Source organism: Kribbella amoyensis (genome assembly GCF_007828865.1).
GTDB classification, from domain to species: domain Bacteria; phylum Actinomycetota; class Actinomycetes; order Propionibacteriales; family Kribbellaceae; genus Kribbella; species Kribbella amoyensis.
In genome coordinates, this window is the sequence record NZ_VIVK01000001.1 from 2,531,217 (window position 1) to 2,556,750 (window position 25,534).

At 70.9% G+C, this 25,534-nt stretch carries 8 protein-coding genes; 6 read left to right on the forward strand and 2 right to left on the reverse strand.

Annotation, left to right across the window (positions count from 1 at the left end):
• Window positions 1-9: 9 nt before the first annotated feature.
• The 4 genes from FB561_RS12065 to FB561_RS12080 all read left to right on the forward strand — a co-directional run bounded on the left by FB561_RS12065 (window position 10) and on the right by FB561_RS12080 (window position 20,083).
• On the forward strand, window positions 10-399 hold the full coding sequence (locus tag FB561_RS12065; protein ID WP_145806080.1) for a YbaB/EbfC family nucleoid-associated protein: 390 nt from the start codon (window positions 10-12) through the stop codon (window positions 397-399).
• Window positions 396-743 carry a hypothetical protein gene (locus FB561_RS12070; RefSeq protein ID WP_145806082.1) on the forward strand — a complete coding sequence of 116 codons (348 nt, stop codon included), beginning with the start codon at window positions 396-398 and terminating at the stop codon, window positions 741-743. Before FB561_RS12065 ends, FB561_RS12070 begins: the two co-directional genes overlap by 4 nt.
• Complete coding sequence (locus FB561_RS12075; protein WP_145806084.1) at window positions 740-19,465, forward strand: WXG100-like domain-containing protein; 18,726 nt, start codon at window positions 740-742, stop codon at window positions 19,463-19,465. Before FB561_RS12070 ends, FB561_RS12075 begins: the two co-directional genes overlap by 4 nt.
• Window positions 19,466-19,561: 96 nt before the next feature.
• Window positions 19,562-20,083, forward strand: a complete 522-nt coding sequence (locus FB561_RS12080; RefSeq protein ID WP_145806086.1) for a hypothetical protein — start codon at window positions 19,562-19,564, stop codon at window positions 20,081-20,083.
• Here FB561_RS12080 and FB561_RS12085 read toward each other — a convergent pair.
• Entirely contained in the window at window positions 20,056-22,689 is a 2,634-nt protein-coding gene (locus tag FB561_RS12085) for a GNAT family N-acetyltransferase (RefSeq protein ID WP_145806088.1), read from the reverse strand. The genes FB561_RS12080 and FB561_RS12085 overlap by 28 nt on opposite strands.
• Before the next feature lie 93 nt (window positions 22,690-22,782).
• Between FB561_RS12085 and FB561_RS12090 the strand changes: the two genes are divergently transcribed.
• Window positions 22,783-23,502, forward strand: a complete 720-nt coding sequence (locus FB561_RS12090) for a siderophore-interacting protein (protein WP_145806090.1) — start codon at window positions 22,783-22,785, stop codon at window positions 23,500-23,502.
• Window positions 23,503-23,527: 25 nt separating this feature from the next.
• The gene (locus FB561_RS12095) at window positions 23,528-23,998 is read left to right on the forward strand and encodes a GNAT family N-acetyltransferase (RefSeq protein ID WP_145806092.1); all 471 of its coding nucleotides are present in this window, start codon (window positions 23,528-23,530) and stop codon (window positions 23,996-23,998) included.
• A 2-nt stretch (window positions 23,999-24,000) separates the two neighbouring features.
• On the opposite strand, the gene arfA is transcribed toward FB561_RS12095, so the two are convergent.
• A complete protein-coding gene (gene arfA / locus FB561_RS12100) occupies window positions 24,001-25,503 on the reverse strand; it encodes an arabinosylfuranosidase ArfA (protein WP_145806094.1) in 1,503 nt (500 codons plus the stop codon).
• Window positions 25,504-25,534: the final 31 nt, after the last annotated feature.

A 25,534-nucleotide genomic window follows, 5' to 3' on the forward strand; every position in this document is an offset into this window, starting at 1 on the left:
GGAGGCGACATGGGACCCACTGATCCGGCCGCCGGCGAGGCGCTCTCGCTGCTCGGACAACTCGACGTGACCGAGCGCGAGGTCCGCCGGCTCCGCTCGATGAACGAGGACACCACCGGGACGGCGCAGTCGCCCGACGGGCTGATCGAGGCGACCGTCGGGATGTACGGCGAGGTCCGCGAACTCGTCCTGGACCCACGGATCTTCCGGAACCCCGACGCCGAGGCGCTCGCCGACCAGCTCCGTGACGTGCTCAACGAGGCCGTCCGGGAGGCCCAGACCTCGGCCGCTCGGCAGCTGTCCACGCTGCTCCCGAACGGGATCGACGGACCGGCCGGGCTGGCGTTCGAACCGCTGCTCGAAGAACTCACCAGGACCCGGAAGGCGGCCCGCCGATGAGCCAGGGACCGATCAACTTCGGCGGTGTCGGGGACATCGACATGCACCCGGAACAGACCGGGGCGCTGACCCGGCGGCTGCACGACGCGGGCGCGGTGTTCGGCCGCGAGGTACCGGCGGCCGAGGGCAGCATCAACGCCGGCGAGCAGGAGGCCGACACCGGCTTCGACACGCTGTCCAAGAACTTCCGCGCCGCCTACAACGCGAGCGAGCCGCAGCTCGACCAGCTGAACCGCACCGTCCAGCGCCTGCTCGAGGACCTGGGCAACGGCGGCACCCGGATCGTCGCCGAGTACGTCCAGCAGGCCGAGCAGGACGCCGCGCGGATGCGATCCCTGGAGTGAGCGTCCCCGAGCCGACCACGGACCTGTGGTTGGCCCTGCGTACGTACTGGGACGAGAACATCTGGCCGCCGGCCGACGAGGCCGTCATCCACCGGATGGGCGAGTCCTGGCAGCAACTCGGCGAAGCGCTGACCCGGGCGGTGGACCAGGGACGGCAGGCGAACTCGGAACTGCCAACGTACTGGCGGGACGTGGCCGGCGGCATCTATCAGCGCAACGCGGGGTACACGCTGGACGATCTGCAGGCCTCGATCCAGGCGTACCGCGACCTGGCGCAACTCTGTTTCCAGTTCGCCGGCGAGGTCGCGAACGTCCGGAACGCCATCCTGGCCGAGCTGGCGGCGAACGCGTTCTTCTGGGGTCTCACGCTGGCGATGCCGGCGGGGTGGGCGGCGTGGTACCAGCTGCGGATCCTGGCCGGCATGGTCAGCCGGTTGGGCCCGGTCGTCCGGGCGGCCGCCTCCGCGCTCCGTCCGATCACGACCGCGGTACCGCAGTCGCTGCTGCGTGGAGCCGGTGCCGTCGGCAAGGGCCTCGGCGAGCTGGGCAAGGAGGCGGCCGAGGAGCTCGCCGTCGACGCGCTGGGTCAGAAGCTCACCCAGTGGCAGGGCTACCACCGCCCCTTCGACATGAAGCAGATGTGGACCAGCGCGGGTGCCGGTGCGCTGGGTGTTCCGCTCGCCCGCGGAATCTCCCCCCTCGGCCGGCTCGGCTCGGCCCCCGCGAACCGGCTCGCTGATGCGCTGCGGCTGAGCGACCGGGGCCGTCCGCGCGCCTTCCTGAACGAAGCGGGGCACGGGTTCGTCGTCAACGGCATCACCTCGCCGGTGTCCGGAACCATGGCGCAGGCCATTGCCGACGGCAAGATCCACGAACTCTCCTGGAGTCAGTTCGGCACCGCGATCGTGAACCAGGGTCCGTTGGCCGGTACCCTGGCCGCCTCCCGCTTCGCCTCGACCCACACCGGCTCGGCGATGGGCAACTGGACCGCCGACCGCATCCACGACTGGGGCGGCCGCCCGTTGCCGACCCCGACGCCTTCGGGCTCCACCGACCCGGGCAACCCGACACCGCCGACCCCGGTCGGCCCGGGTACGGCCGACGCGGGTGGTTCGGGAAGCCAACAGCAGGCGAGTGGTACCGGGGCCGGCGGAACGGGGAGCGCTGGTGGGACCGGTGGGGCTGGTGCTGGGGGTACCGGGCAGGCGGGTGCCTCGGGCGGTCACTCGTCAGGGGGCCATCAGGCCGACTCCGGCCACCAGACTTCGGCGGGTCAGAAATTTGCTAACAGCAACACATCGCAGGGCGAGTCGACCCACCACCAAGCTACGCAGGACCAGGTCGAGCAGGACCAGCTTGCGCAGGATCAAACTGCGCAGGACCAGACCGGCCGGCAACAGCCCGGGCAGGACCAGGCATCTACTCAGAACCAGAGCGATCACCAGACCTCGACCGAGGCGCATTCCGACGCGGGGACGACGACCGATCAGTCCACCGACTCCAGTCGAACCACGTCCCACACCACCGACGCGACCAACCAGGAAACCGGCGAAACCTCCACCACCGAAGCGATTAACCAGCAGGATGACGCAACCTCCACCACCGAAGCCACGAACCAAGCACCCCTCGCCCCAACCAGCGCCAACCACGCAGCCACCACCACGAACGCCTCGCACCAACCCACCCAGTCCCAATCCACCACCACAACTCAGGCACCCACCGCCACCAAGGTCGCGGCTCCCACCACCCAGCCGACCACCACCCGCACCGAAACCACCGACGAAGACACAACCCAGTCCACCGAAAACACCGAGCACGCACCTGACACCGGACAGCCCGAGAGCAACCAACAGTCCGAGGCCGCCGGTCAGCAGCCCGACACCCAGCAGCAATCCGAAGTCCAGCAAACCGAAGCCGAACAGACCGAAGGCAACCAGCCAACCCACGACGGAAGCATCCCGACAGCAGCAGCGGCCACCCAAGTAGCAGTAGCCGCCGCAGCAACCGCCCCAACCGAGCCCACCACCGCAAAACCCCCAAGAGCCCCCCTACCCACCCAGACCCGCACCTCCACCCTCACCCAAAAAGCCACCGCGGACACCGGCGTCACCGCGAACGCGGACAGCGTCGAGACCACCGACACCACCACCGACGGCGCTCCTGGGAGCAACGGCGAGGTGGGTACTCCTCCTGCGGCCGATCCGCGCTCTACGGACCTGCCGCCCGTCGACCCGCCGGTTGATCCGCCGTCGTCAGCCGTGCCGGAGGGGCCGGACGGGGCGGGGGAGTTCGGGTGGTTCGATCCGGAGTCGCCGGTGGTGGGGCAGGAGCGGTACGACCAGGCTGCTTGGTCTTCTTGGCGGAGTTTCGGGCCCAACCAGGCGCGGTGGCGGTACGACGGGAACGGGACGCCGCGGATGGTGGAGGCGCGGTTGGAGCGGGCTTTCGACGGGTCCGGGCGGGACGGGGACGACGCGCGGGCTCGGCGGGAGGCTCGGGATCGAGGGTTGCCGGGAGATCAGGGTGGGCATGCGCTGGCTTGGCGGTTCTTCAAGCAGGTGATGCCGGGCAACTACTTCCCGCAGGTCGGCAACCTCAACGTCGGCGCGTACAAGAAGGTCGAGAACGAGATCGCGGCCTGGCTCGACGCCGGGTACCGGGTGGACGTCTCGGTGATCTTCCCGCCCGGGCCGATCCGTCCGGAGAGCGTCACGATCACCTACGCCGTCACCCACTCCAGCACCGGTGACACCGTCTGGGTGGGAGGGCGCTCGTTCTCCAACGTGCGGGGCGAGAAGTTCGCGCGGTACTCGACCGACAAGATCAACCACTTCGCACCGCGGCCGCAGAACCTGTTCGGCAAGGACGACGGTACGGCCGACGGTGCGGCCGCGGGCCGGCCGGATCCGGTACCGCCGTTGACGACCCCGCTCTCCGACGCCGCGCAGCCGGAGCCGGACCCGATCACGTCGCCCGATCCGTCGCTCGTGGGTGGTCCGCTGCGGACCCTGGACGGCGATCAGCTCACCCGGTCGTTCGGCGGCAACCAGGTGATCCGCCCGTACGGCGCGCTCCAGGTCGGGCAGCAGGTCGCCGCCCGGCTGACGAACGTCCTCGCCGATCCGGCGCCCGAGATCCACCAGCGCCTCCTCGACCTCGCGGTCCGGGCGAGTCGCCCGGTGTACGACGGTCGTGTCCTGGGTTCCCGCTTCTTCGGCAACTCCGGCCTCGGCGCCCTGCTCCCCGAACTCCCGCCGTCCGAGTACACCGCGTACGCCGCCCTCGAAGAAGCCCTCGCTGCCCGAGTCACCGTCGGCTCCTGGGTCGAACTCACCATCACCAGAGTCCCCCGCCCCGGCCCAGGCGACCCCCTCTACCGCTACACCGCCGAAGTAGGCCCCGCCACCGAAAACCCCACCACGTACGCCAGCCACACCCTCGCCGAACTAGTCCAAGCCCTCGAGACCACCGCAGCCCCAACAGAAGCCGCACCCACGAACCCCCAATCCGAGCCGAGCAGGACGACCGTGGAGGGGCCGGACGGCGACTCGTCCGCAGCTGCGAGTACAGCACCGGTCGAGCAGAGCGACGCAACAGCTGCGCTCGGCGAGCAAGGGCCTGCCGCGACGTATCGGGTGGAGCGGTTCCTGCCGGGGTGGGTGATGGTGAGTAGTGAGTCTCGGAGGTTGTTGGAGACCGAGGGTGCTCTGGCGGTCGACGTTCAAGAGATTCGGGCTGAGGGCAACGGTGTTTACACGGTCCGCACCACCAACGACGAGAAGTTCCGCCTGATCAAGCGCGTCGGTGTGCTCGAACCGGGCGTCCAGCTCCAGTACTCCGTCCAGCTCGACGGAGTCCCCACCGTCGACCTTCTACTGTCGGATCGGCTCACCCAGGACGAGGTCGCGCCGTTGCTCGCCCGGACCCTGGCCGAGTCGACCGCCATCATCCGCGGTGACGTCGACGGCCCCCAGGTCTTCCGCCCGGCCAGTACGCCGGATGTGGACGCGATCCAGCGCCCCGCGGACGCCGCCGACCGCGCCGAACTGCGTCAGCGCGGACGCGTCGAGGAGAACCTCCCCAGCACCGACCACGGCCGCCGCGCCGCGGTTCGCGAGGAGATCCGCGAACTCGCCCTCTCGATGGGCGTGGTCGACGGTCAGCCGAACGCCGACCTCCTGCGCACCCTGCTGACCCAGGACGAGCGCGCCGTCCTCGACCGGGTGAGCGACCGGTGGCAGGACGTCGGCGACGACCGAGTCAGCCGGGCCGCGTACCTGGCGAAGGCGGTGCTCGGTTCGGGCACGTCGGCGGTCGTGATCGGGGCAGCGGCGGCTGTGTTCACCGGCGATCCGCTGGTCGGGGTGGGGATCGCGATCCCGACGATCGTGAACTCCGTCGTCGGCTCGCTCGCCGAGCGGTACCTGGACGCCAAGAAGCAGCCTGGTAAGAAGCCCGCGTACGCCGTCGACCGCGAGCAGCGCTCTTTCGACCATCCCGGTCTGCAGGGCCTCCTGGACGGCGCCGAGCGGATCCGCCCACCCTGGGTGAAGTTGCCACGAGCAACGGAATGGCGCAACTACCTGCTCCGTTACACCACGCCCACGCTCTCGACAGCGGCCGTGGCCGGTGCGCTCTCGCTCGTCGGCGTACCGGCGTGGTCGACCGCGATCGTGATCGCTTCGTCGGCGCTGGCCAAGTCCCTCGCCGAACGTATCGTCGACGTCAAGAAGCTGGAGTTCAGGTTGCGGCGCGTCGAGGCGACCGAGCGGATCCGGCTGTCCGATCCGGAGCTGTACACCAACCAGCTCGTCACCGAACTCGCCGAGCTGCGCACCCGCCTCGACCGGGCCCTGGCCGCGCTGGACGTCAACCCGGACGAGCAGCCGACGATCGGGACCGAGCAGACCGCCGTGACTCCGGTCCACCCGAAGATCCCTGGCGCGCCGCCGTTCAAGGTCACCCTGGCTGTCCAGCTGATCGACAACGTGTCGGCCGCGGCGCGCCGCGTGTTCGTCGGTGGCCAGCAGACGATCGACCTCGATCCGACCGAGCTCGCCCGGCAGGTCAGCCCGCAGCTGGAGAGCCTGCTGAACGCGATCGGACCTGGTCTGTTCGGCGCGGTCACCGGCGCGCTCGGCGACAAGTACTTCATCAACCGCGACGAGGCATCCAACGACGCCCGCAAGCAGTGGGCGCGAACGGGTCAACAGGCCGCGCAGTCGGAGGCGCTGGCGGAGCTGATCGAGCCGCAGCTGCGCGAGTTCCGTCGGCTGACCGAACAGCTGGAGGCGCGGACCGGAGCCGAGCCGGACCTGGCCGCGCGGGCCGCCGACCGGGGCCTGCCGGCGCGGACGCAACCACCGGAGGGATCGCGGCCCGCCGGTCAGGCGCACTGGTCGGCGTACGCGGTGCAGGTGGCCGCGGCGGCACTCGGTGGGGCGGTGAGTGCGGTCGCGCTGGACCTGATCTTCGACCTGCCCGACCTCGGTGTCGTGCTGACCGTGGCCGGTGGTGCGGCGGGCCTGATCGGTACGCCGGTCGCGCGGTACCTCTTCCGCCGGACCGAGCTTGAGAACCAGGCGGCCCTGGAACGGAACAAGGCCAGCCACGCCGTCGACCACGACACCCTGCAGGAGGAGCGGGCCGTGACCCGCTACCTGGTCGAGCAGCTCTCGTCGCGGGTCGCCGCGATCACCTCGCGCGCGGTCGTGGGGACCGTGGTCGCCGCACCGACCGAGACGGATCCGCACTACACCGACCACGTCCGCGCCGCGGTACGCCGGGCAGAGCTGGACGTCGTACCCCCGGGGCGGCCGGAGTCGGCGTACGACCTGGACGCCCGGGTCGATCGGGTGGAGGCGCTGGACCGGATCGACCGGTTCGCGGCCGAGGTGGACCAGCTGGACGCACGGGGTGTCGGCGGGCAGGTGCTCGACGCTGCGCGGGCGAAGCTGCGGTTCGCGATCGAACTGTACGAGGCGATTGCTGATAGCAACGGAGTGCGGCGCGTGTTCCCGGATCTGGCGAAGGTCGATCCGCTGCTGGGCCGTCGCGTGGTCGGTGACCGGACGGACCAGGTTCGGTACGGCGTGGAGCAGGCGATCCGGCGGTTGGTCGCGGAGCCGAGCGGGAAACCGTTGCTGGCCGAGCGGTTGTTCGCCCTGGAGGAGTTGCAGCGGGCCGCCGACGCGGTGGACCACCACGCGATGCACGGGACCGAAGACTCGCGCGCGGTGGTCCAGGAGCAGTTCGACGCCGCGCTCGGGGAGGCGTCGCGGCTGTGGCGCGAGGCCGGAGTACCCAACGGGTTGGTGCTGCCGGCGGTGAGCGTTCTTCCTGGTCTGGACCGTGCGGGTGGGCAGGTCGTCATTCCGCTCGAGTCGGTACCGCCGGTGATGCCGGCCGCGCCCGAGACGGGCGGTCGCCACCATCGCCCCGAATCCGCCGGCGGAGGCCTGCTGGCGTGGAACTACAACGGAGCACGCTCGCTCTTCCCGGCCGATGCGGTCGTCGATCAAGAGGAACTCAGGAAGGTCGAGCAATCTCTCGCCTCGCTGGTCGAGCACGGTATCCAGGCCGAGCTCACCATCGACCGAGTGGCCCGCCCGACCACCGAGGCCGATCCGTACCGCTTCACCCTCCGCCTCACCGACCCCACCCTGCCCACGGCCGTCGCCACCGAGGTCCACGGCCCGACAACTATCACCGGCCTGGCCACCCACCTGAGCCCCGAACCAACCGGGCGCCACCACGCAGCCGAGTCGACCGGCCGCCACCACGCCCCCGAGCCGGAGACGACCGAGCGCTCCACCCCCGTCCCGGACAACCCGCTCGACCTCACCATCACCCGCCGCACCGCCGAACGCATCGCCAACCGAGCCACCCGCCTGGCTACATCGCCGACCACCCACACCACCCCGGACAACACGCAGCCACCGGCAGGCAACCCAGCGGAAGGCGGTGGACGCGGCAGGACCGTGCACGCGCCGGAGGTCCGCGGCACGCGGTTCGTCGCGGACGGCCGATCGACGGACGCCGCCGACCTCTCGGTCCGAGAAGCCGTCGAGGCCGCGCTGGCCGCGCAGGAGTCGGACTTCGGCGGGTTGATCGACGGCCGGCCCGACCTGGTCGCGAGCGGCGTCCTCGTTGTCCAGACCGAGCAGCACGGACCGCAGTACTTCCAGGTCGCGCCCGGATCGGTACCCCGCGGCCGCGTGGCGGCGACCACGGTGCGCGCGGGGACGATGGATCGGCCGCACGTGGTACGGGTCGCGCGGGGACTTGCTGGGGATCAGCTCACACGCGCGTTGGTCCACGAGATCAGCCACGCGTTGCAGGAGCGGGGCGCCCCTCGCAGTCGGCTGCGGAGGCTCCTCCGTCGACCTGCGGCGCAGAGCGACAACGCCTGTGTGGCCGCGCAGTTCAACGAGTTCCGGTTGCTCGCAAGACAATGGGCCGAGGCGCAGACGGCCGAAACAGCGCGGATGCTGGAGCAGGACCTCCGCGGCCTCGTCGCGGCGATCGAGGCCCGTGGTCACCAGCCGCCGAAGTTGCCGTGGGAAGCCCCTCCGGTCCAGGAGAAGGCCCCCGTCGACGCCCTTGTTGCCGATGTCATCGACCAGGTGCAGGACCTCCGGCGTCAGGCCGCCGAACTGCAGAACCGCATCGAGGCCAAGGAACGCAAGGCCGCGGAGGCAGCCGAGGCCGCTCGGAAGGCGGAGAAGACCGCGACGAAAGCGCTGCAGGCCTCTGACTCCGGGCGCCACGCCCGCGCACATCAAGCGAGCAAGGACGCGGCCAAGCAGACCGAGGTCCGCCAATGGCACGAGCAGGTCGCGGCCGCCTACCGGAACGCGCTGACCGAGCTCGAAACAGTTGCCGACGGCTACCAACAGCTGCTCGCCGATGCCCGCACGATGTCCGCCGATCAGCGCGCCGCGACAGCCACCGATCTCCTGGCCCAGCTCAGCAACTACGAGCAGCGCCTCGCCGACGTGGCGCCGCCGCTGATCGCGTTGTCGAGCCTGCTGCCGACCGACTGGCTGCCGCACCTGTCCGCGCTGACCGACCGCGTGAACGCCGTCCTCGCGGCCAACAACGTGGACCATCGCTTCACCCCGGGCGCGTTACAGCACCGGTTGAACGCCGAGTTCGGCCACCTGGTCACCGGCGACGGCGCGACCCTCCAGGTCGGGTACGCGCGGCCGATCGAGCTGCGGTTCCGGCTCAGCGTGTCCGAGCTGGTCGAAATCCTCGATCCGTCGATCCGGACCTCGGAGACGATGCTCGGGATGTTGCCGCAGCCGTCGCGCAAACTCTCGATCACCCAGAACGGCAAGCTCGGCGCCGGCGGGGCGTTCGCGCTGAACACGCTGACGCAGCTCTTCGGGGACGCCTCCTGGGTCGGTGCCATCGGCCAGTTCCTCACGGTCAAGGGCGAGCAGAGTTCGAGCCGCGGCCGCTCGGTGACGGCGACCGGCGCGCAGTACGGGCAGGAGGGTGCCGTCGAGGACAACCGCGGCGAGTCGCTCCTGTACGCGGGCCGCGCGAGCTGGCAGGTCCAGGCCCGCCCGGTCGGCGAACCGGGCAACGTCCTCGCCGATGTCCGAGTCGACCACGGCCGCGGCAAGGACGTCCCGAGGTTGCGCGCGTGGGCGTCGCACGCGTACACCGTGCCCGCGTCCACCGAGACGGTCGACAACGGGACCCCACCGTCCGGGCGGCTGCCGAACCACGCGCTCACGTCGCTCGACGGCCTGCAAAGCCTGACCGACAAGGTGTTCGCGCGCTTCGGCGACCAGCTCGCCCGGCATGGCGACGAAGCCGCGTTGCTCCGGGAGCAGATCCGGTCGGCGATCAACCACGACCTGCCGTCCCGGTTGTCGGCGAGCACCGAAGGCTCGATCCTGCGGCCGTTGCAGGCGGACGGACGCCCCGTCGGCCATCTCCGGATCAGGACCACCGTCCGGTACGAGCAGACCGAGCTGGTCGGACAGCTGAGTACGGCGCACTGGCAGGAACGCGTCCGGGTCGGGTTCAGCAACGCGAGCGCGCAGCAGAGCTTCACCGCGGGCACGACGTTCAACGCCAGCCTCGGGTACGGCGGGGAGGCGCTCACCGATCTCGGCGACACCAGCGTCGACCTCGGTCCGACAGTGAGCGGCGGCCGGTCCCTCAGCCGGTCGGAATCGCTGAGTGGTGGCGGTGTCGGCATCCACGTCGGCGTCCAGCGGTACACCGGGCCGACACAGGGCTATCGGATGGTCTTCGGCCACGAGGTGGACGTGGTCCTCGACGGTGAGTCCCAGGGCACCGTCACCGGCGACACGGTCGGTCTGACCCGGCTGCACACCAACGACGCGTACCGGCACGGGCTCCCCGTCACCGAGGACGCGTTCGTTCACGACGAGAACGGTCACCGGGTCGTGGAGAACGGCCGGCCCGTCCTCCGTGGCGACCCGCGGACCTGGGTCCACGTTCCCGGGCGACGGCTGGAACTGCCGAGCTGGCTCGCGACGGGTACGAGCCGGGTCGGCGGAGCTGGTCCTGGATTGGCCCAGCGGGTCACCGGTGGAGCCGAGGCGTTGGCGGAGCTGGCCGGTCCGTTGGCCGAGCGCGGTTTCCTGCCCCCGCTGGACGCGAACGGCGAGCCCGACCTGAGCCGGATGACGACCGATCCGCTGGAACGGCAGGCGCAACTGCTGAACCTGACCGAGCTGAGGACCCAGCTGTCCGTCAGCCGGTTGGAAGCGGGCTACGACATCGCCGTGCAGAACGGGATCGACGTCACCCTCACGCGTCCGTCGACGGGCCGCGCGACCGAGACCGTGAGCCTCCGGATCGCCATCCGTCCGGGACCGCCGTCGTCCGTCGGCGTCACCACGGACGAGGCGATGGTGACGCTGAACATCGGCTCCGACACCGCGAACCGGAGTGCCGGCTGGTCCAAGTCACTGCCCTGGAAGGCCTCGCCGGCCGGCCTGACCCAGGACGGTCCGGGCGGTGCGACGGTGAAGTCGGGTCTCGCGTACGGGCGGCGGGCGCTCGGCCGGGTGATGGGCTGGTTCACCGGTGGAACGGTCAACCAGGTCACCCTGGTCGAGAGCCGGGCGCCGGTCGCCGCCTTCGAGGTCCCGCACCGGCTCGAGGTGATCGAACTCGGGACCGAGAACGTCACCCTGCACCGCGGTGCTCCGGGAACGTCAGCGCGCATCCTCGTCGACACCGACCTGCTGCCGTCGACCGAGGTCACGCCCGGCCAGGTCACCGAGGGACCGGTCAGCGACAAGGTCCTCGACCGAGCCACCCTGGTCGCGCTGGACACGCGCGAGCCGGCCCGGCTGGTCCGTGAGAAGGCCGGCCAGGACCCGACGGCCCGGCACCATCTGGCCGCGATGCTGGATCCGCGGCACCTGCTCGCCCACCCGGAGTGGGCGCGGACGACGTACCGGACCGACGCGCTCGTCCGCGGCGCGGGCCCGATCTCGAGCCGCGGTTCGCTGGCCGTGGAGGGCCGGATCGGCGACGTGGTTCTGCTCGGCATGACCGACGCGGTTGCCGGTGACATCAACCTCGCCCTGAGCAGCCACGGGTTGTCGGCGGGGCGGAGTACAGGTGGATCGGCTTCGCTCAACTTCGGCGCGACGGCGGACAGCAACGGCGGGACGGCGAACGCGGAGTACGGGACGACGTCGTCGACGTCGAGGACCGAGCAGGCGATCGCCGGGGTCGAGCGGCTGACGATCGAGGTGGGCCGGCACTACCTGTTCGCGGGGACCGCCGGGCTGACCGTGACCGCGGACGGCCGGCCGATCGCGGCGGACTCGACCGTGGTGTTCCAGGTTGCTGAGCGGGACGCGCTGCGGTTCCACGTCGAGGGCGAGCTCACCCTGCCGTTGCCGCAGGTCGCGGACGCCGTCGAGCGGTACCTGAACGGCAGCCTCGAACTGGACCGCCGGCTCGCGGCCGGCCTGGTCCGCCAGTACCGGGCCGCGCTCGCCGCCGCCGAAGCCGCGAACCAGCCGGTTCCGGAGCTCTCCGCGTCGCACACGCCGCGCGCGTTGCTGGAGAAGTTGCAACCGCGGCACGGCCGGCCGACACCGAGGAGCAAGGAGGCGCAGCTCGACCTGGTCCTCGATCAGGCCGACGGCGTCGCCGCGACCCGGACGGTCCGGATCCCCGAGCACTACCAGGACAACCTCGGGTCCAGCCTGATCGAGCAGGCGACGGTGACCGATCAGGGCGAGGAGGTGACGCTGTTCGACCGGGTCCGGGCGATGCTGACCGACCAGCTGGGCGCTACGCCGGAGAGTGACCCGATGCTGGCCGAGGCGCTGTCCGTCGACCTGGCCGGGAAGCGCTGGTGGGGCCGTCTCGAGGACATGCTGGGACCGGACGGATTCACCCGCGCGTACCCGATCGGGAAGCCGGGGCAGTTCGGCGCGCAGCGGGTGAAGCTGCGGATCAAGGCGGAGTTCACACCCGAGGCCGAGTCGCTCGGCGTCACCAACCAGACCATCAGCATCGTGCAGCGGTACCTCTACGACGAGCGGACCCACACCTCCACGACCGGACGGTCCCTCGGCGCCGGGGCCGACGGCGCGTGGCAGGAGGGCCAGACGAACTCGGTCGGTACCGACCGGACCGGGTCCACCGCCGTAGCGATCGGCGAGCAGACCACGCGGCTGGAGCGGATGGCCACCTTCGACGGCCAGCACCGGGTCCGACGCGGGCTGAAGTTCACCGTCGAGGTGGTACCAGAAACCCCCAGTACGCCGGCGCGCAACCGCCTCGGCCGGGCCCTGACCCGCACCGAGTCACCCCTGGAACCGATCCCGGCGCAGGAGCTGACCGGCGACGTCGTCCAGCTGATCCCGCTGCGCGTGCTCCCCGAACTGCGGCCGGACGGCTCGGTCGTCCCGGTGGAGGCCCTCACCTCGGCCGGCCGGCCGATCGGTTCGCTGAACTCGCGTGGCCTGCCCGACGCGTACTTCGTGGAAGGTGTCGTCGGCAACGAACTGCCCGAGGCCGTGCTGGACCGGCTGGCCGAGACCGACCTGCTCGGCCGGGCCGGGGTCCGGGCGCATCGGGCCGAGCTGGCCGGGATGTTCTCGACGGCCACGCTGAACGCGTCCTTCAGCCGGATGGGCCACGACGACGGCTTCGGCGTCCTCCGGCTCCCGCTGCCCGGGTACTCCTCGCGCTCGGTGGAGGTCCGCGTCGGCGCGACCGTGGCGGGGGCCGAGCTGGTCGGCGGTCCGTTCGAGGCCGAGATCGGTGAGGTGAACCGGAGCCAGCACCTCGTCACCCACACTGTGGTCTCCGGCCGCCTGGTACCGCTCGACGGCGGGACGACCGGGGACCACGCGGACAGTGGCATGAGCGGCGGCGTGACCGCGGGGGACCAGCTCACCGACCAGACCACGGACAGCCGAGGAGTACGCCGGGAACGCAGCCGCTTCGAGAAAGGCCGCGTCGTGACGGTAAAGGTGGACGTGCAGTACGAGGTCGAGCTGATCCGCCAGCAACTGCGCCGCGACGGCGAGGTCCGCGCCGGCGAGACGGTCCGCCTGCCGCGCGATCCGCGGGGTGCGGCGTACCTGACGATGTACGAGTCGGACTACCAGCAGCTCGACCAGTTCCTCAACCCACCGACGACCCCGGACACCTTCGAAAGCCGCCTCCGCGGCGGGACGAGAACCCCCGACCCCAACTACGTAGGCCGCCACCGCGCCCTCACCAAGATCTCGAACCCGAAGCCCTCACCCTTCGACCCGAACCCCCTGGACCTCGACCCGCTCCGCACGACCGCCGACCGCATCACCCGCCAGGCCAACCGCCTCGCCACCACCCCAACCTCCACCCAGCCCGCGGCCGCGACCACAACCACGACCACGACCCCGCATCCTTCGACGAACCAGCCCATCGACGCCGCACTCGCAGCGACCGAAGCCGACTTCGGCGGCCACCTCACCGGACAGCCGACCCGCATCGGCCCCGACCTGATCCTCGTCCACAGCACCCAGCACGGTCAGCAGATCTTCCGCGTCGCCTCCGGTACTCCCCGCGCCAACCGAGTCGCGTCCACCAAGCTCCACCGAGGCACGTTGAACGACCCGCACGTGGTCCACCTCGCCCGAGGTCTGACGCGGGACCAGCTCACTCGCGCCTGGGTCCACCAGCTCACTCACACCCTGCAGGACCTGAGTACCCCGCGCAGCCGCCTCCGCCGTCTCTTCCACCGATCGCAGACGTCCACGGACGCCTTCGTCACCGCCCAGTTCAACGAGTTCCGCCTCCTCACCCGCCATTGGGAAGCGGCCACCAGCGAGGCGACCGAGCAGGCCCTCCGCAACGAGCTCGCCACCCTCGCCCAGACCATCGCCGCCGCCGGCCACCAACCACCAGCCCTGCCCTGGAACGCGAACGTCCTCCCGATCGCATCCGCCGACCCTCAGCACCAGTTCACCACCGAGGTCGCCGACCAACTCGACCTCCTCCACCGAGCAGCCGACGAACTCCGCACCCGCGTCGCCGCCAAACACCAGAGCGCCCAAGCCGCCGACCAGGCCCGCACCACAGCCGAGCAGGCCGCCGAAGAAGCAGCCGGACGCGCCGATTCCGGCAGGCACGCCCGCGAACACGCCGCCCGCAAGGAAGCCGTCGTCCAGACCGAGACCGCGGCCTGGCACCGCCACCTCGCCGCTGCCTACCAAGCCGCGCTGGACCAGGCGGAAAAACTTGCCCAAGGCTACGAAAACCTCCTGCGCACGAACCAGCCGGCCGATGCGCGGGCCGCCCTTGCCCAAGACCTCGCCGACCAACTCAAGGCGTACGAGCAAAGCCTGGCCGCGGTCGCCCCGTCGCTGCTCGCACTCACCAGCCTCCTGCCGACCGATCGCCTACCGCATCTGAAGGCGCTCACCGACCAGGTCAACGCGGTCCTCGCCGCCAACCATGTCGACCAGCGCTTTACTCCGGGCGCCCTGCAACAGCGACTCGAAGCAGAGTTCGCCCAAGCACTGACCCCCGGCGGTACGACCGTCCAGGCCGGTACCGCGACGCCGGTCGAGCTCCGGTTCCGGCTCAGCGTGTCCGACCTGGTCGAGGTGCTCGACCCGTCGTCCCGGACGATCGAGGCGACGACCGGCCAGCTGTCGCAGTCGGCGCGCCGGGTCGGCCTCACCCAGAACGGCACCGCCGGGACGAGTGGAACGTTCGCGCTGCAGACCCTCACCCAGCTCTTCGGCGACACCTCCTGGGTCGCTCAGGCCGGACAGGTGCTCAGCGCAAAGATCGAGTACGGCGTCTGCCGTGCCCTGTCCCGCAACACGACCGGCGGGCAGTACGGACAGTCGGGTCAGATCGAGAACAACCACGGTGCCACCGCGTTGTTCGCGGCCAAGGCGAGCTGGCACGTCACCGCGCAACCACTCGGCGATCCCCGGGTCCAGCTCGCCGACGTCCGGGTCAGCACCGGTACCGAGAGCGACGCGACTCACCTCCGCGGCTGGATCTCGCACACGTACACCTTGCCCACGGCAACCGATACGGTCGACCGCGGCACGTCACCGTCCGGCCGGTTGCCGAACCTCGCGCTCACCTCGATGGACGGCCTGCAACGACTGACCGACCAGGTGACCACGACGTTCGCGGACCAGCTGGCCCGGCTCGGCGACCACGCCGCCCTGGTCCACGAGCAGATCCGCCTCGCGATCCACCAGGACCTGCCGTCGCGTCTGGCGGACAGCACGGAGTCCGCGATCCTGCAGCCGTTGCAGGCGGGCGGACGACCGGTCGGTCATCTGCAGATCAGGACCACCCCGCGGTACGAACAGGTCGAGCTGGTCGGCGGACCGAGCGAGACGCACTGGCTGGAGCGGTACCGATTCGGGTACAGCACCGCCACGAGCCAGCAGAGCTTCACCGCCAACACCACCTTCAACACCACGCTCGGGTACGGCGGGGATGCGCTCAACGGCCTCGGGGAGGGCCAGGTCGATCTCGGGCCGACGGCGACCGGTGGACGCTCGGTCAGCCGGACCGAATCCCTGACCGGTGGTGGCGCCGCGTTCCACCTCGGGATCCAGCGGTACCACGGGCCGACCCAGGGGTACCGGCTCGTCCTCGACCACGAGGTGACGCTCGTCCTGGACGGCGAAGCGCAGGGCACAGTGTCGGGTGAGACCGAGGCGCTGACCCGGCTCCGCACGACGGACGCGTACCGGCATGGGTTGCCGATTCCGCGCAGCACCCTCGTGATCGACGCCGACGGCACCCCGCTGACCGAGAACGGCGAGCCGGTCCTGCGCGGCGATCCCCGGCAACGCCAGGAACTCCCTGGGCATCGGCTGGAGCTCCCGCGCTGGCTGGTCACGCCGTCCGGCCGGCTCAATGGGATCGGACCCGGCGAGGCGCAACACGTCACCGGCGGCGCCCAGGTCATGGCCGAGTTGGCCGGGCCGCTCACCGACCGCGGGTACCTGCCCCCGCTGACGGCGAACGGCGACCCGGACCTGACCCGGATGAGCGCGGATCCGCTGGTCCGGCAGGCGCAGGTGCTCAACCTCACCGAGTTGCGGACCCAGCTGTCGTCCTCCCGGCTGGAGGGTGGGTACGACATCGCGGTCCAGAACGGCATCGTGGTCACGCTGTCGCGGCCCGGGGTCGATCGGCCGGCCGAGACGGTGAGCCTGCGGATCCGGATCCGGCCCGACCGGCCGTCATCGGCGGGGGTCAGCACCGACGAGGTGATGGAGACGGTGAACATCGGCTCCCAGACTGCGCTGCGGACGTCCGGGTGGGCCAAAGCCCTGCCCTGGAAGGCGTCCCCGCTCGGTCTGACCCAGCACGGTGAGGCCGGGGCGTCGGGCACGTCGGGGCTGGCGTACGGGCGGCAGGCGCTCGGCCGGACCCTCGGCTGGATCACCGGTGGCATGGTCAACCAGGCGACACTGGTCGAGACGGTGGCCGCGGTCGCGGTGTTCGAGGTGCCGCACCAACTCGAGGTGACCGAGCTCGACGCGGCCCCGGAGACCGCGATCCAGCTCGCTGTCCCCGGCACGGCGCGCATCCTGCTCGACTCCGGCCTGTTGCCGTCGACCGAGCTCACCCCCACCCAGGTGAACTCGGGCCCGCTCGGTCGCCGCGCGCTCGACCGGGCCACGTTGCTCTTCCTGGAGACCGGCGTACTCCCGGCCGAACTCAGCAAGGTCACCGGCGACGAGCCGGCCGCTCACCACCACATCGCGGCGCTCCTGGATCCACGGCACCTGGTGGCGCACCCCGAGTGGATGCAGACGACGTACCGGACAGATCTCGTGATCCGCGGTGCAGGACCGGCGTCGGTGCGCAGCAGCCTCGCCGTCAGCGGGCAGCTCAACGACGCGGTCCTGCTCGGGCTGACCGACGGCAACAGCGCGGACATGAACCTCGCGTTGAACAGCCACGGCCTCACCTCGGGCCGCAGTACCAGCGTCTCGGTGAACGCGAACGCGGGCGCGAATCTGCAGGGACCGGCCGGCAAGGTGTCGGGCGACTTCGGCACCTCGACCGCGGCCGGACGGGCCGTGCAGACGAGTGCGGGGGTCGAGCGGCTGGTCATCGAGATCGGACGGCAGTACGTGTTCGCGGCGACTGCTGCCTTGTCGGTCACGCCCGGCACCGCGGATCCGGTGATGGTCGACGCGACGACCGTGTTCCAGATCCCCGAGCGCGACGTGGTCCAGCTGCACCTGGACGGCGAACTGACCCTGCCGGTGGTCCAGTTGGCCGATGTCGTCGACCGGTACCTGCACGGCAGTCTGCCGCTCGATCGCCGGCTCGCGGCCGCCGTCATCCGCGACTACCGGGCCCGGTTGGCGGCCACGGATCAGCCGGTGCCCGTATTGTCCCGGGAGCACGGTGCGCGGGAGTTGCTGGAGAAGCTCCAGCCGCAGCACGGCCGCCCGACACCGAGAACGAAGGAGGCCCAGCTGGACCTCGTCCTGGCCGATGTGGCCGCAATCGACACGACCCGGACCGTCGAGCTGCCACCGCAGTACCGGGTGACGCTCGGGTCGAGCATGATCGAGCGGGCCGCGGTCACCGATCAGGATGGGAACGAGGCGACGCTGTTCGACACGGTGCAGGTGCTGCTGGCCGAGCGGTTGGGCATCGGTCCACAGACGGATGCGGTGCTGACCGAGGCGTTGTTCGTCGACCTGGCCGGGAAGCGGTGGTGGGGCCGGTTGGAGGACATGCTCGCGCCGGACGGGTTCAGTCGCACCTTCCCGATCGCGCAGCCCGGCCGGTACGGGGGCCAGCAGGTCGAAGTACGGATCCGGGCCGCTTTCGTGGGGGACGCGGTGTCGCTGGGGACGAGCGAGGACACGGTGAGCCGGGTCCAGCGGTACCTGTTCGAGGACCGCTCGACCACGTCCAGCGCCGGGCGGTCGCTCGGTGCCGGTGTCGACGGGGGCGCGCTGGAAGGGCGTACGGGGAGCATGGGGACCGATCGGTCGAACTCGGGCACGGTCGTGGTGACGGAACAGGCGATGCGGCTGGAGCGGATGCAGACCGCACACGGCCAGGACCGGGTCCTCCGCTCGCTGCGCTTCGAGATCGAGGTCGCCACCGGCTCCACTGCAGCGCCGTCCCGAGGCCGCCGCGAGGACAAGGGGGATTCACGGATCACGGAGACCGCGGAGCTCAACGGGCAGCTCGTGCAGCTGGTGCCGAGCCGGACGATGCCGGATGCCGGTCCGTTCGCCCCGAGTGGTCCGGTCGGTTCCCCCGTGCGGTCGCTGAACGGGCACGGGGTCCCGGACATCTTCTTCGTCGAAGGTGCTGAGGGCAACCATCTTGCCGACGCGGTGCTCCGGCGGCTGGCCGAGCGGGATCTGCTCGGACCGGCCGGGGTCCGCGCACACCGGACGGAGTTGGACAACCTGCTCTCGCCGGTCACGCTGAACGCGTCGTTCAGCCGGCTCACCGAGGACGACGGTTTCGCGCTGCTCCGCCTGCCCTTGCCCGGGTACGCCGCGCGGACGGTCGAGGTCCGCGTCGGGGCGTCGGTCCTCGGGGCCGAGCTGGTCAGCACTCCCGGCGACAACGTCGAACTCGGTGAGTACAACCGGAGCCAGCAGACCGTGACGCACACGGTCACCTCGGGCCGGTTGCTGCCGATCGACGGCGGCGCCACCCTCACCGAGGCCGGCAGCGGTCTCACCGGCGGCGTCACGGTCGGGGACCAGCTCGCCGACCAGACCACCGATGTCCAGGGCCTGCGCCGCGAGGCCAGCCGGTACGAGCGTGGCCGCACGGTGACCGTCAAGGTGGACGTGCAGTACGACGTCCGCCTGGTCCGGCAGCGGTTGCGGCGCGACGGCGCGATCCAGGACCGCGCGAGCGTGGAGCTGACGGAGGCGCCGCGCGGCACGGTGTACCTGTCGATGTTCGAGTCGGACTACCGGCAGCTCGACCAGTCCCTCCACTTCGAAGCCAGGCTGCGCGGACAGGCGGCACCGGGCAGCGGCCCGACCGTCCACGCTCCCGAGGTCGAAAGCACGGGTTCGCCCTCGCCTGATGAAGGTGAGCCGCCGTGGACTCGTGGGATCGCTGCCTGGGGGAGCCGGGTGACCGATGTCGGTGACGACGAGGACGAGGAGCGGTTGCGGCAGGCGATCGAGCAGCTCGAGCGCTCCACCAAGGACGTCGACGACGGCAAGCCCGGTCTCTGATCCCGGGGAGCCCCGGCGACCGGTTCAGGACACCGCGCGCAGACCTGTGGATTGCTCGACGATGATCGAGCAAGAGACGAATTCGAGGAGCCGGCGATGGTGCTGCCCGCAGCGCGGACGAGGGACGAGGCGTACCTGTACCTGGACCTGACTCCGTGCGCCGGTTGCGGTTCGACCCGGACCGACTGGCAGCACGGGCTCGCGCAGTGGGACGGTGCCCTGGTCGCCGCGTACGACGGGACCTGCGCGGACTGCTCGGCTGAGCGCGAGTACCTCTTCCAGCTCCCGGAGCGCGAGCACGCCGGCGGCGCCCCGAACTTCGGCGGACCCGAACCGTCCGTCCTGCTCGATCCCGGCCAGTGGCTCGACGTCGCCGACCGGCTGATGTCGGCCGTACCGACGGACGACCCGGACACGGCCGACGACGCCGCCCGGTTCGCCTCCGCCGCAGTTGCCGAGGTCCTGAAGTTCGTCCCCGCCAACGCCGAGGCCGTCCCGCCGGACCGCTTCTGGTCCAGCCAAGGGCGGCACGTGTACGACCAGCAGCCCGGCCGCTTCCGCCAGGACCGGCTCCGCGTCGTCCTGGCGACCTACGAGGACCGCATCGGCCGGCCCTGACCCCGGAACGCCTCCGCGGTCAGGAAGCCGAGCTGCGCCGTCTTCGTCCCGCCGTCCGGCAGCGTGATCTTCACCTCCGGCCCGAGCGTGAACCCGGTCCGCCGCAAACGGTCCACGGCGCGGTCGTTCCGGGTATCCGGCTCGCCCACCAGCCGCGGATGCCCGAGGTGGCCGAAGACGAAGATCCCCAACACGCGCAGCAGATTCCCCGTGAACCCAGGCCGCGCGGCCCCCGGCGCGACCAGCAGATGCAGCCCGATATCGCCTGCCTCGACCGCGTACGCCGCACCGACCGGATCCGCCTGCGGGTCGTACGTCTGCACCAGCGCGATCGGTACGTCGTCCAGGTGCACCACGTACACGTGATGGGTCGGCACCGAATCGAGGAAGCGATAAATCTCCGCGATCTCGTCCCGCGACAACCGCCCCATTCCCCAGAAGCTCGCGCGTTCCGCGCTGACCCAACCGTGGATCAGGTCGAGATCCCGCTCCGGGTCCGCCTCGATCACCCGGACCACCCCGAACCCGGCGAGCTCGTGAACGAAGGTCCGGTCCTCCTGCACCAGCTGATCCCACTCGGTCACGATCGGCGCCAACTCACCGCGCTGCCACAACGGCAACTGATCGTGGTGATGCGGATCGCCCAGCACCCCCGACGCCCCGAGCGGCACGATCCACGCGCTGTCCTCCCGCCGAGCCAGGTCCCACGCGTACCGAGCGGCCGAACCCCGGATACAGACATCGCTGGGACCGGGAACGGCGGACGTGGACATCACGCAATGGTGGTCCCCGGAGACGCTGAGGTCGAACGGCTGCTCGCCGGGCCCGAACACGGGACCGCGCAACGCGTGCAACGGCGTCAGCTGATGCGTGTCACCCCAAGGACCACGGGGTCTCCGCGCAGCGACGTCCTCGAGCGCGTCCCGGCCGAGAACGGCCAGGTCGATCGACCGCAGGAGCTCGGTGGTGAGCAGGTTCTCCAGGCCGAAGGTGACATGGGTCAGAGTGTCGAGCCACGGCACGAACAGCTCCGGACACTCCGGCGCGTCGTCCAACCCGGCGAGCGCCGGATGATCCGCGATCCGACGCGCCAGCGCCTTGCGGACCGCGGCGTACTCCGAGGCGACGGTACTCCCTGCGTCCATCCGCCGGTCCCACGCCAGCAGCCGATCACGCAATGCGGAGGCCGCCGGGGTGAGGTCGTCCAGCCGTTCCAGCAGGTCGAGCAGGAGCCCGGCTGATCCGAGCCAGGTGTCCGTGTGGACGACCGGCATCTCGTCGACGCGCCAGCCCGTCCGCTCGCTGAGGAGCTCCCGGATCCGCCGGGACCGATGCGGCGCGGCGAACTCGACCCCGAGCGATCCGGCCAGCTCTCGCGCGTTCGCCATCACGGCGACGTCGTCGACCGTTGCCCGCGGCATCTGCTCGTACCAGCCCTGCCAGCCGTACTCCGCCTCCCAGCCCGGAACGATGCGCAGCCGGTTGGCCTCGTGGCGTCGCGGGACCAGCCCGGCCGTCCGGTGCAGGAGGCCGCCTTCGGTATCGGCGGCGAGGACCACGTTCACCGGTTCGACCCAAGCGTCCACGGCCGCGTCGATGTCGGCGACAGTGCTTGCCCTCAGCAACTTCGGCAGCACCTCGAACCCGATCCGCCCGGTCACCCGTGGCGGGTACCGCAAGCTGATCGCCGTCTCCGCTTCGGGCCCACCGATGATCACCGGCCCACGCGCCGTCTCGATCACCTCGACCGCCACGTCGTCGGCCCCCGCGACGGCCACCGTCTCCGTCTGCGCCTTGGCCTGCTCCCAGCCGTCCGGCCCCAGGGCTTCCACGCCGGAGGCGGTGCGGCGGAGTTGCTCGCGGTACAGGTCCTGGTAGTCGGCCATCGCGTTCGTGATCGCCCACGCGACCCCGCCGGTGTGACCGAAGTGCGCGAGCCCCGGGATCCCGGGAACGGCGAGCCCGATCACGTCGTACTCCGGGCAGGCCAGCCGAATCTGCTGGTAGACGCCGGGGCTCTCGATGTACCGATGCGGGTCACCCGCGATGATCGGCTGTCCGGTCGCGGTCCGGTCGCCCGGGATCAGCCAGCCGTTGCTGCCCGCGGTTCGCGGACCCTCCGAGGTGAACAGGTCGATCGCCTCGTCCCCGAGCTTCCGGGCGACCTGGTCGCGCCAGAGTTTTGTCGGGAAGCCGGCGAAGAGGATGTGCACGGCCAGCCAGATCCCGACCGGCGTCCACGGCTCCCACTCCTCGAGAATCAGCCCGGTCGCCGCGAACTCGGGCGCCCTCGCCGCCCCGCCGGGGAGCGCGTGGTTGACCCCGGCAACGTACGCCTCGATCCATTCCCGGGTCTCGTCGTCGAGCGCCGCGAAGCAGCGCTGCGCGGTGTCGGACAAGCGGGCCTGCCGGGCGAACACGTCCCAGCCGACCGCCTCGCCGCCGAGGAACGCCGCGCTGGTCCCTAGCAGCCGCCGGCGTTCCAGCTCGAGCTGCCAGGCCCGGTCCGCGGCCGCGTTGGTGCCCTGCAGGTACGCGAGTGCGAGTGGATCGCCGGCCCGCAGGTGCGGGACACCCCAGGGATCCCGGAAGACTTTGGCGTTCACTGCACATCCCGCTCCCAGTTAGGTTAGCCTTCGCTAACTTACAAGTCAGCTTGTTCGGGCCGCAATGGCCATTTTCGCCGGAAGGAGTCGCTCGTGGGGCATGGCTGGGAAGGGGTGGTCCTCAAGCTGTTCCGCGGCAAGGACTTCGAGTTCACCGTGACCGGCGCCGAACAGGTGACCGAACGCTATCGCCGGGTGCACTTCACCGACGGCGGGCTGCTCGCGGCGGTCGGCACGCACCCGACCATGTGGGTGCGGCTGTGGTTCGACAACGCGGGCAAGCCGCACCAGCGCGCGTACACCCTGGTCGACCCGGACGTCGAGGCGGGGACGTTCAGCCTGGAGTTCGCGCTGCACGACGGCTGCGCGTCGGACTGGTCGCTCAAGGCCGAGCCGGGTGACACCATCGAGGCGACCCTGCAGGGCACCGGGTTCGAGGTACCGGACCCGTTGCCGGAGCGGATGCTGGTGATCGGCGACCCGGCCTCGCTGCCGGCGATCAACTCGCTGCTCGGGGTGGCGCCGAAGCTGCCGGCCACGATCTGGTTCGAGACCTCGCACGACTCCGACCACGACCTGCCGATGCGCTTCGACCCGGACCGGCACGACGTCCGTCACGTCCACCGGTCCGACGGGCAACTGGTCGAGGACGTGAAGGCGACGCTGCCCGCGTTGGTGGCGGACCCGGCCTCCGCGTTCGTGTGGATCGCCTGCGACACCGCGACCACCCGCACGCTCACGTCGTACGTGCTGAAGGAGCTGCGGATCCCGAAGGACCGGGTCAAGGCGCTCGGTTATTGGCGCGCGGCCTGACACGAAGCCCGGATAGCTTGGCCGGGTGATCCGTACCCTCGACCCGGCCGACCCCGCGATCGGCCCCCGTCTGCTCGCGATCCAGCACGCCGCGTACGCCGTCGAGGCCGAGCTGATCGGCTTCGACGGCATCCCGCCGTTGCGCGAGGACCTGCCGGCCCTGATGGCCTCGACCGAACACTGGCTGGGCCGCTTCGTCGACGACGCCCTGGTCGCCGCGGTCGCGTACGAGCTGCCCGACGACCGGACCGTCGACATCACCCGCCTCGTCGTCGACCCCGCGTACGCCCGGCAGGGGCACGCACGGGCCCTCCTCGACAGCCTCGACGACGTCCAGCCGAGACCGGTCGCCGTCGTGTCGACCGGGACGGCCAACACGCCGGCGATCGCGCTCTACCAGGGCCGCGGCTTCGAGGAGACCGACCGCCTCGAGATCGCCCCGGGCGTCACCATCACCCGCTTCCGCCGGTCCCGCGACGAGATCGGACTCACCTGAGCTCAGGCCAAACCGAGGGCGGTCCAGGAGATCGCCGGGAGGGTGAGCTTCAGCCGGCCGTCGGCGAGCTGGACGCCTTCGGTCGGGCGCGGGGTGACGCGGTCCGGGTTCGTGGCGGAGTTGACGGCGAGCGGGTCGGCATCGGTGAGGGTATGGGCCTCGAGGATCTCGGCCACCGCGGTGCGGGTGAGATCCACCTCGACCTCGATCGGGGTGTCGGCCGAGCGGTTCACCAGGAACACGGCGAGCTTGCCGCCCTCGTCGTACGTCGCGACCGCGTCGACCGCGGGCACCTCGCCGAACTTGGCCGTCTCGATCAGCGGCGACGAGGTCTCCACCCGGAGCACGTCACCGGCCGCGAGCCGGGAGGTGAGCGCGAACGGGTGGAACGTCGGCTGCCGCCAGGCCGGGCCGCCGGGCTCGGTCATGATCGGCGCGATCACGTTCGCCAGCTGGGCCAGACAGGCGACCGCGACCCGGTCGCTGTGCCGGAGCAACGAGATCAGCAAGTTGCCGACGACAACGGCATCGGCGACGTTGTACTCGTCCTCGATCCGCCGCGGCGCCACCTCCCACTGGTCGCCGGGGCCGTCGGTCCGCCGGGAACGCTCGCCGTACCAGACGTTCCACTCGTCGAACGAGATGTCGATCCGCTTGCGGCTCTTCAGCTCCGCGCCCACGTGGTCGGCGCTGGCCACGACCGAGTCGATGAAGCGGTCCATGTCCACGGCGGACGCGAGGAACGAGGCCGTGTCCCCGTCGTCGTTGCCGTAGTACGCGTGACAGGAGATGTGATCGACGAAGTCGTAGCTCTCCCGCAGGACCTCGCGTTCCCAGGTCCCGAAGGTCGGCATCCGCGAGCTGGACGACCCGCACGCGACCAGTTGCAGGTCCGGCTCGACCATCCGCATCGCCCGCGCCGTCTCGGCCGCCAGCCGGCCGTACTCCGTGGCCGTCTTGTGCCCGATCTGCCACGGCCCGTCCAGCTCGTTGCCGAGACACCACCAGGTGATCCCGTACGGTGTGGTCGCGCCGTGCTGCCCGCGCAGGTCCGACAGTGCCGTCCCGCCCGGGTGATTCGCGTACTCCAGCAGGTCGAGCGCCTCCTGGACCCCGCGGGTGCCGAGGTTGACCGCCATCATCGGCTCGACGTCGGCCTTGGCGCACCAGCGGATGAACTCGTCCAGGCCGAACTGGTTCGTCTCGACGCTGTGCCAGGCCAGGTCCAGTCGGCGCGGCCGGCCCTCCCGCGGCCCGACACCGTCCTCCCAGCGGTACCCGGAGACGAAGTTGCCGCCGGGGTAGCGGACCAGCGAGACGCCGAGCTCGCGGGTCAGTTCGAGGACGTCCTTGCGGAATCCGTCCTCGTCCGCGGTCGCGTGGCCGGGCTCGTAGATCCCGGTGTAGACGCAGCGGCCCATGTGCTCCACGAAGGTACCGAAGGTCCGGCGGTTGACCGGCGCGATCGTGAAGGCGGGATCGAGGACGAGTGAGGCAGAGGTCACGGGGGTGGCTCCTGTCGTGGGGTGGAGGGGG

Coding starts and splice junctions, on each gene's coding strand:
- FB561_RS12070 (WP_145806082.1), top strand. CDS start 396: ATGAGCCAGGGACCGATCAACTTCGGCGGTGTCGGGGACATCGACATG.
- FB561_RS12080 (WP_145806086.1), top strand. CDS start 19,562: ATGGTGCTGCCCGCAGCGCGGACGAGGGACGAGGCGTACCTGTACCTG.
- FB561_RS12065 (WP_145806080.1), top strand. CDS start 10: ATGGGACCCACTGATCCGGCCGCCGGCGAGGCGCTCTCGCTGCTCGGA.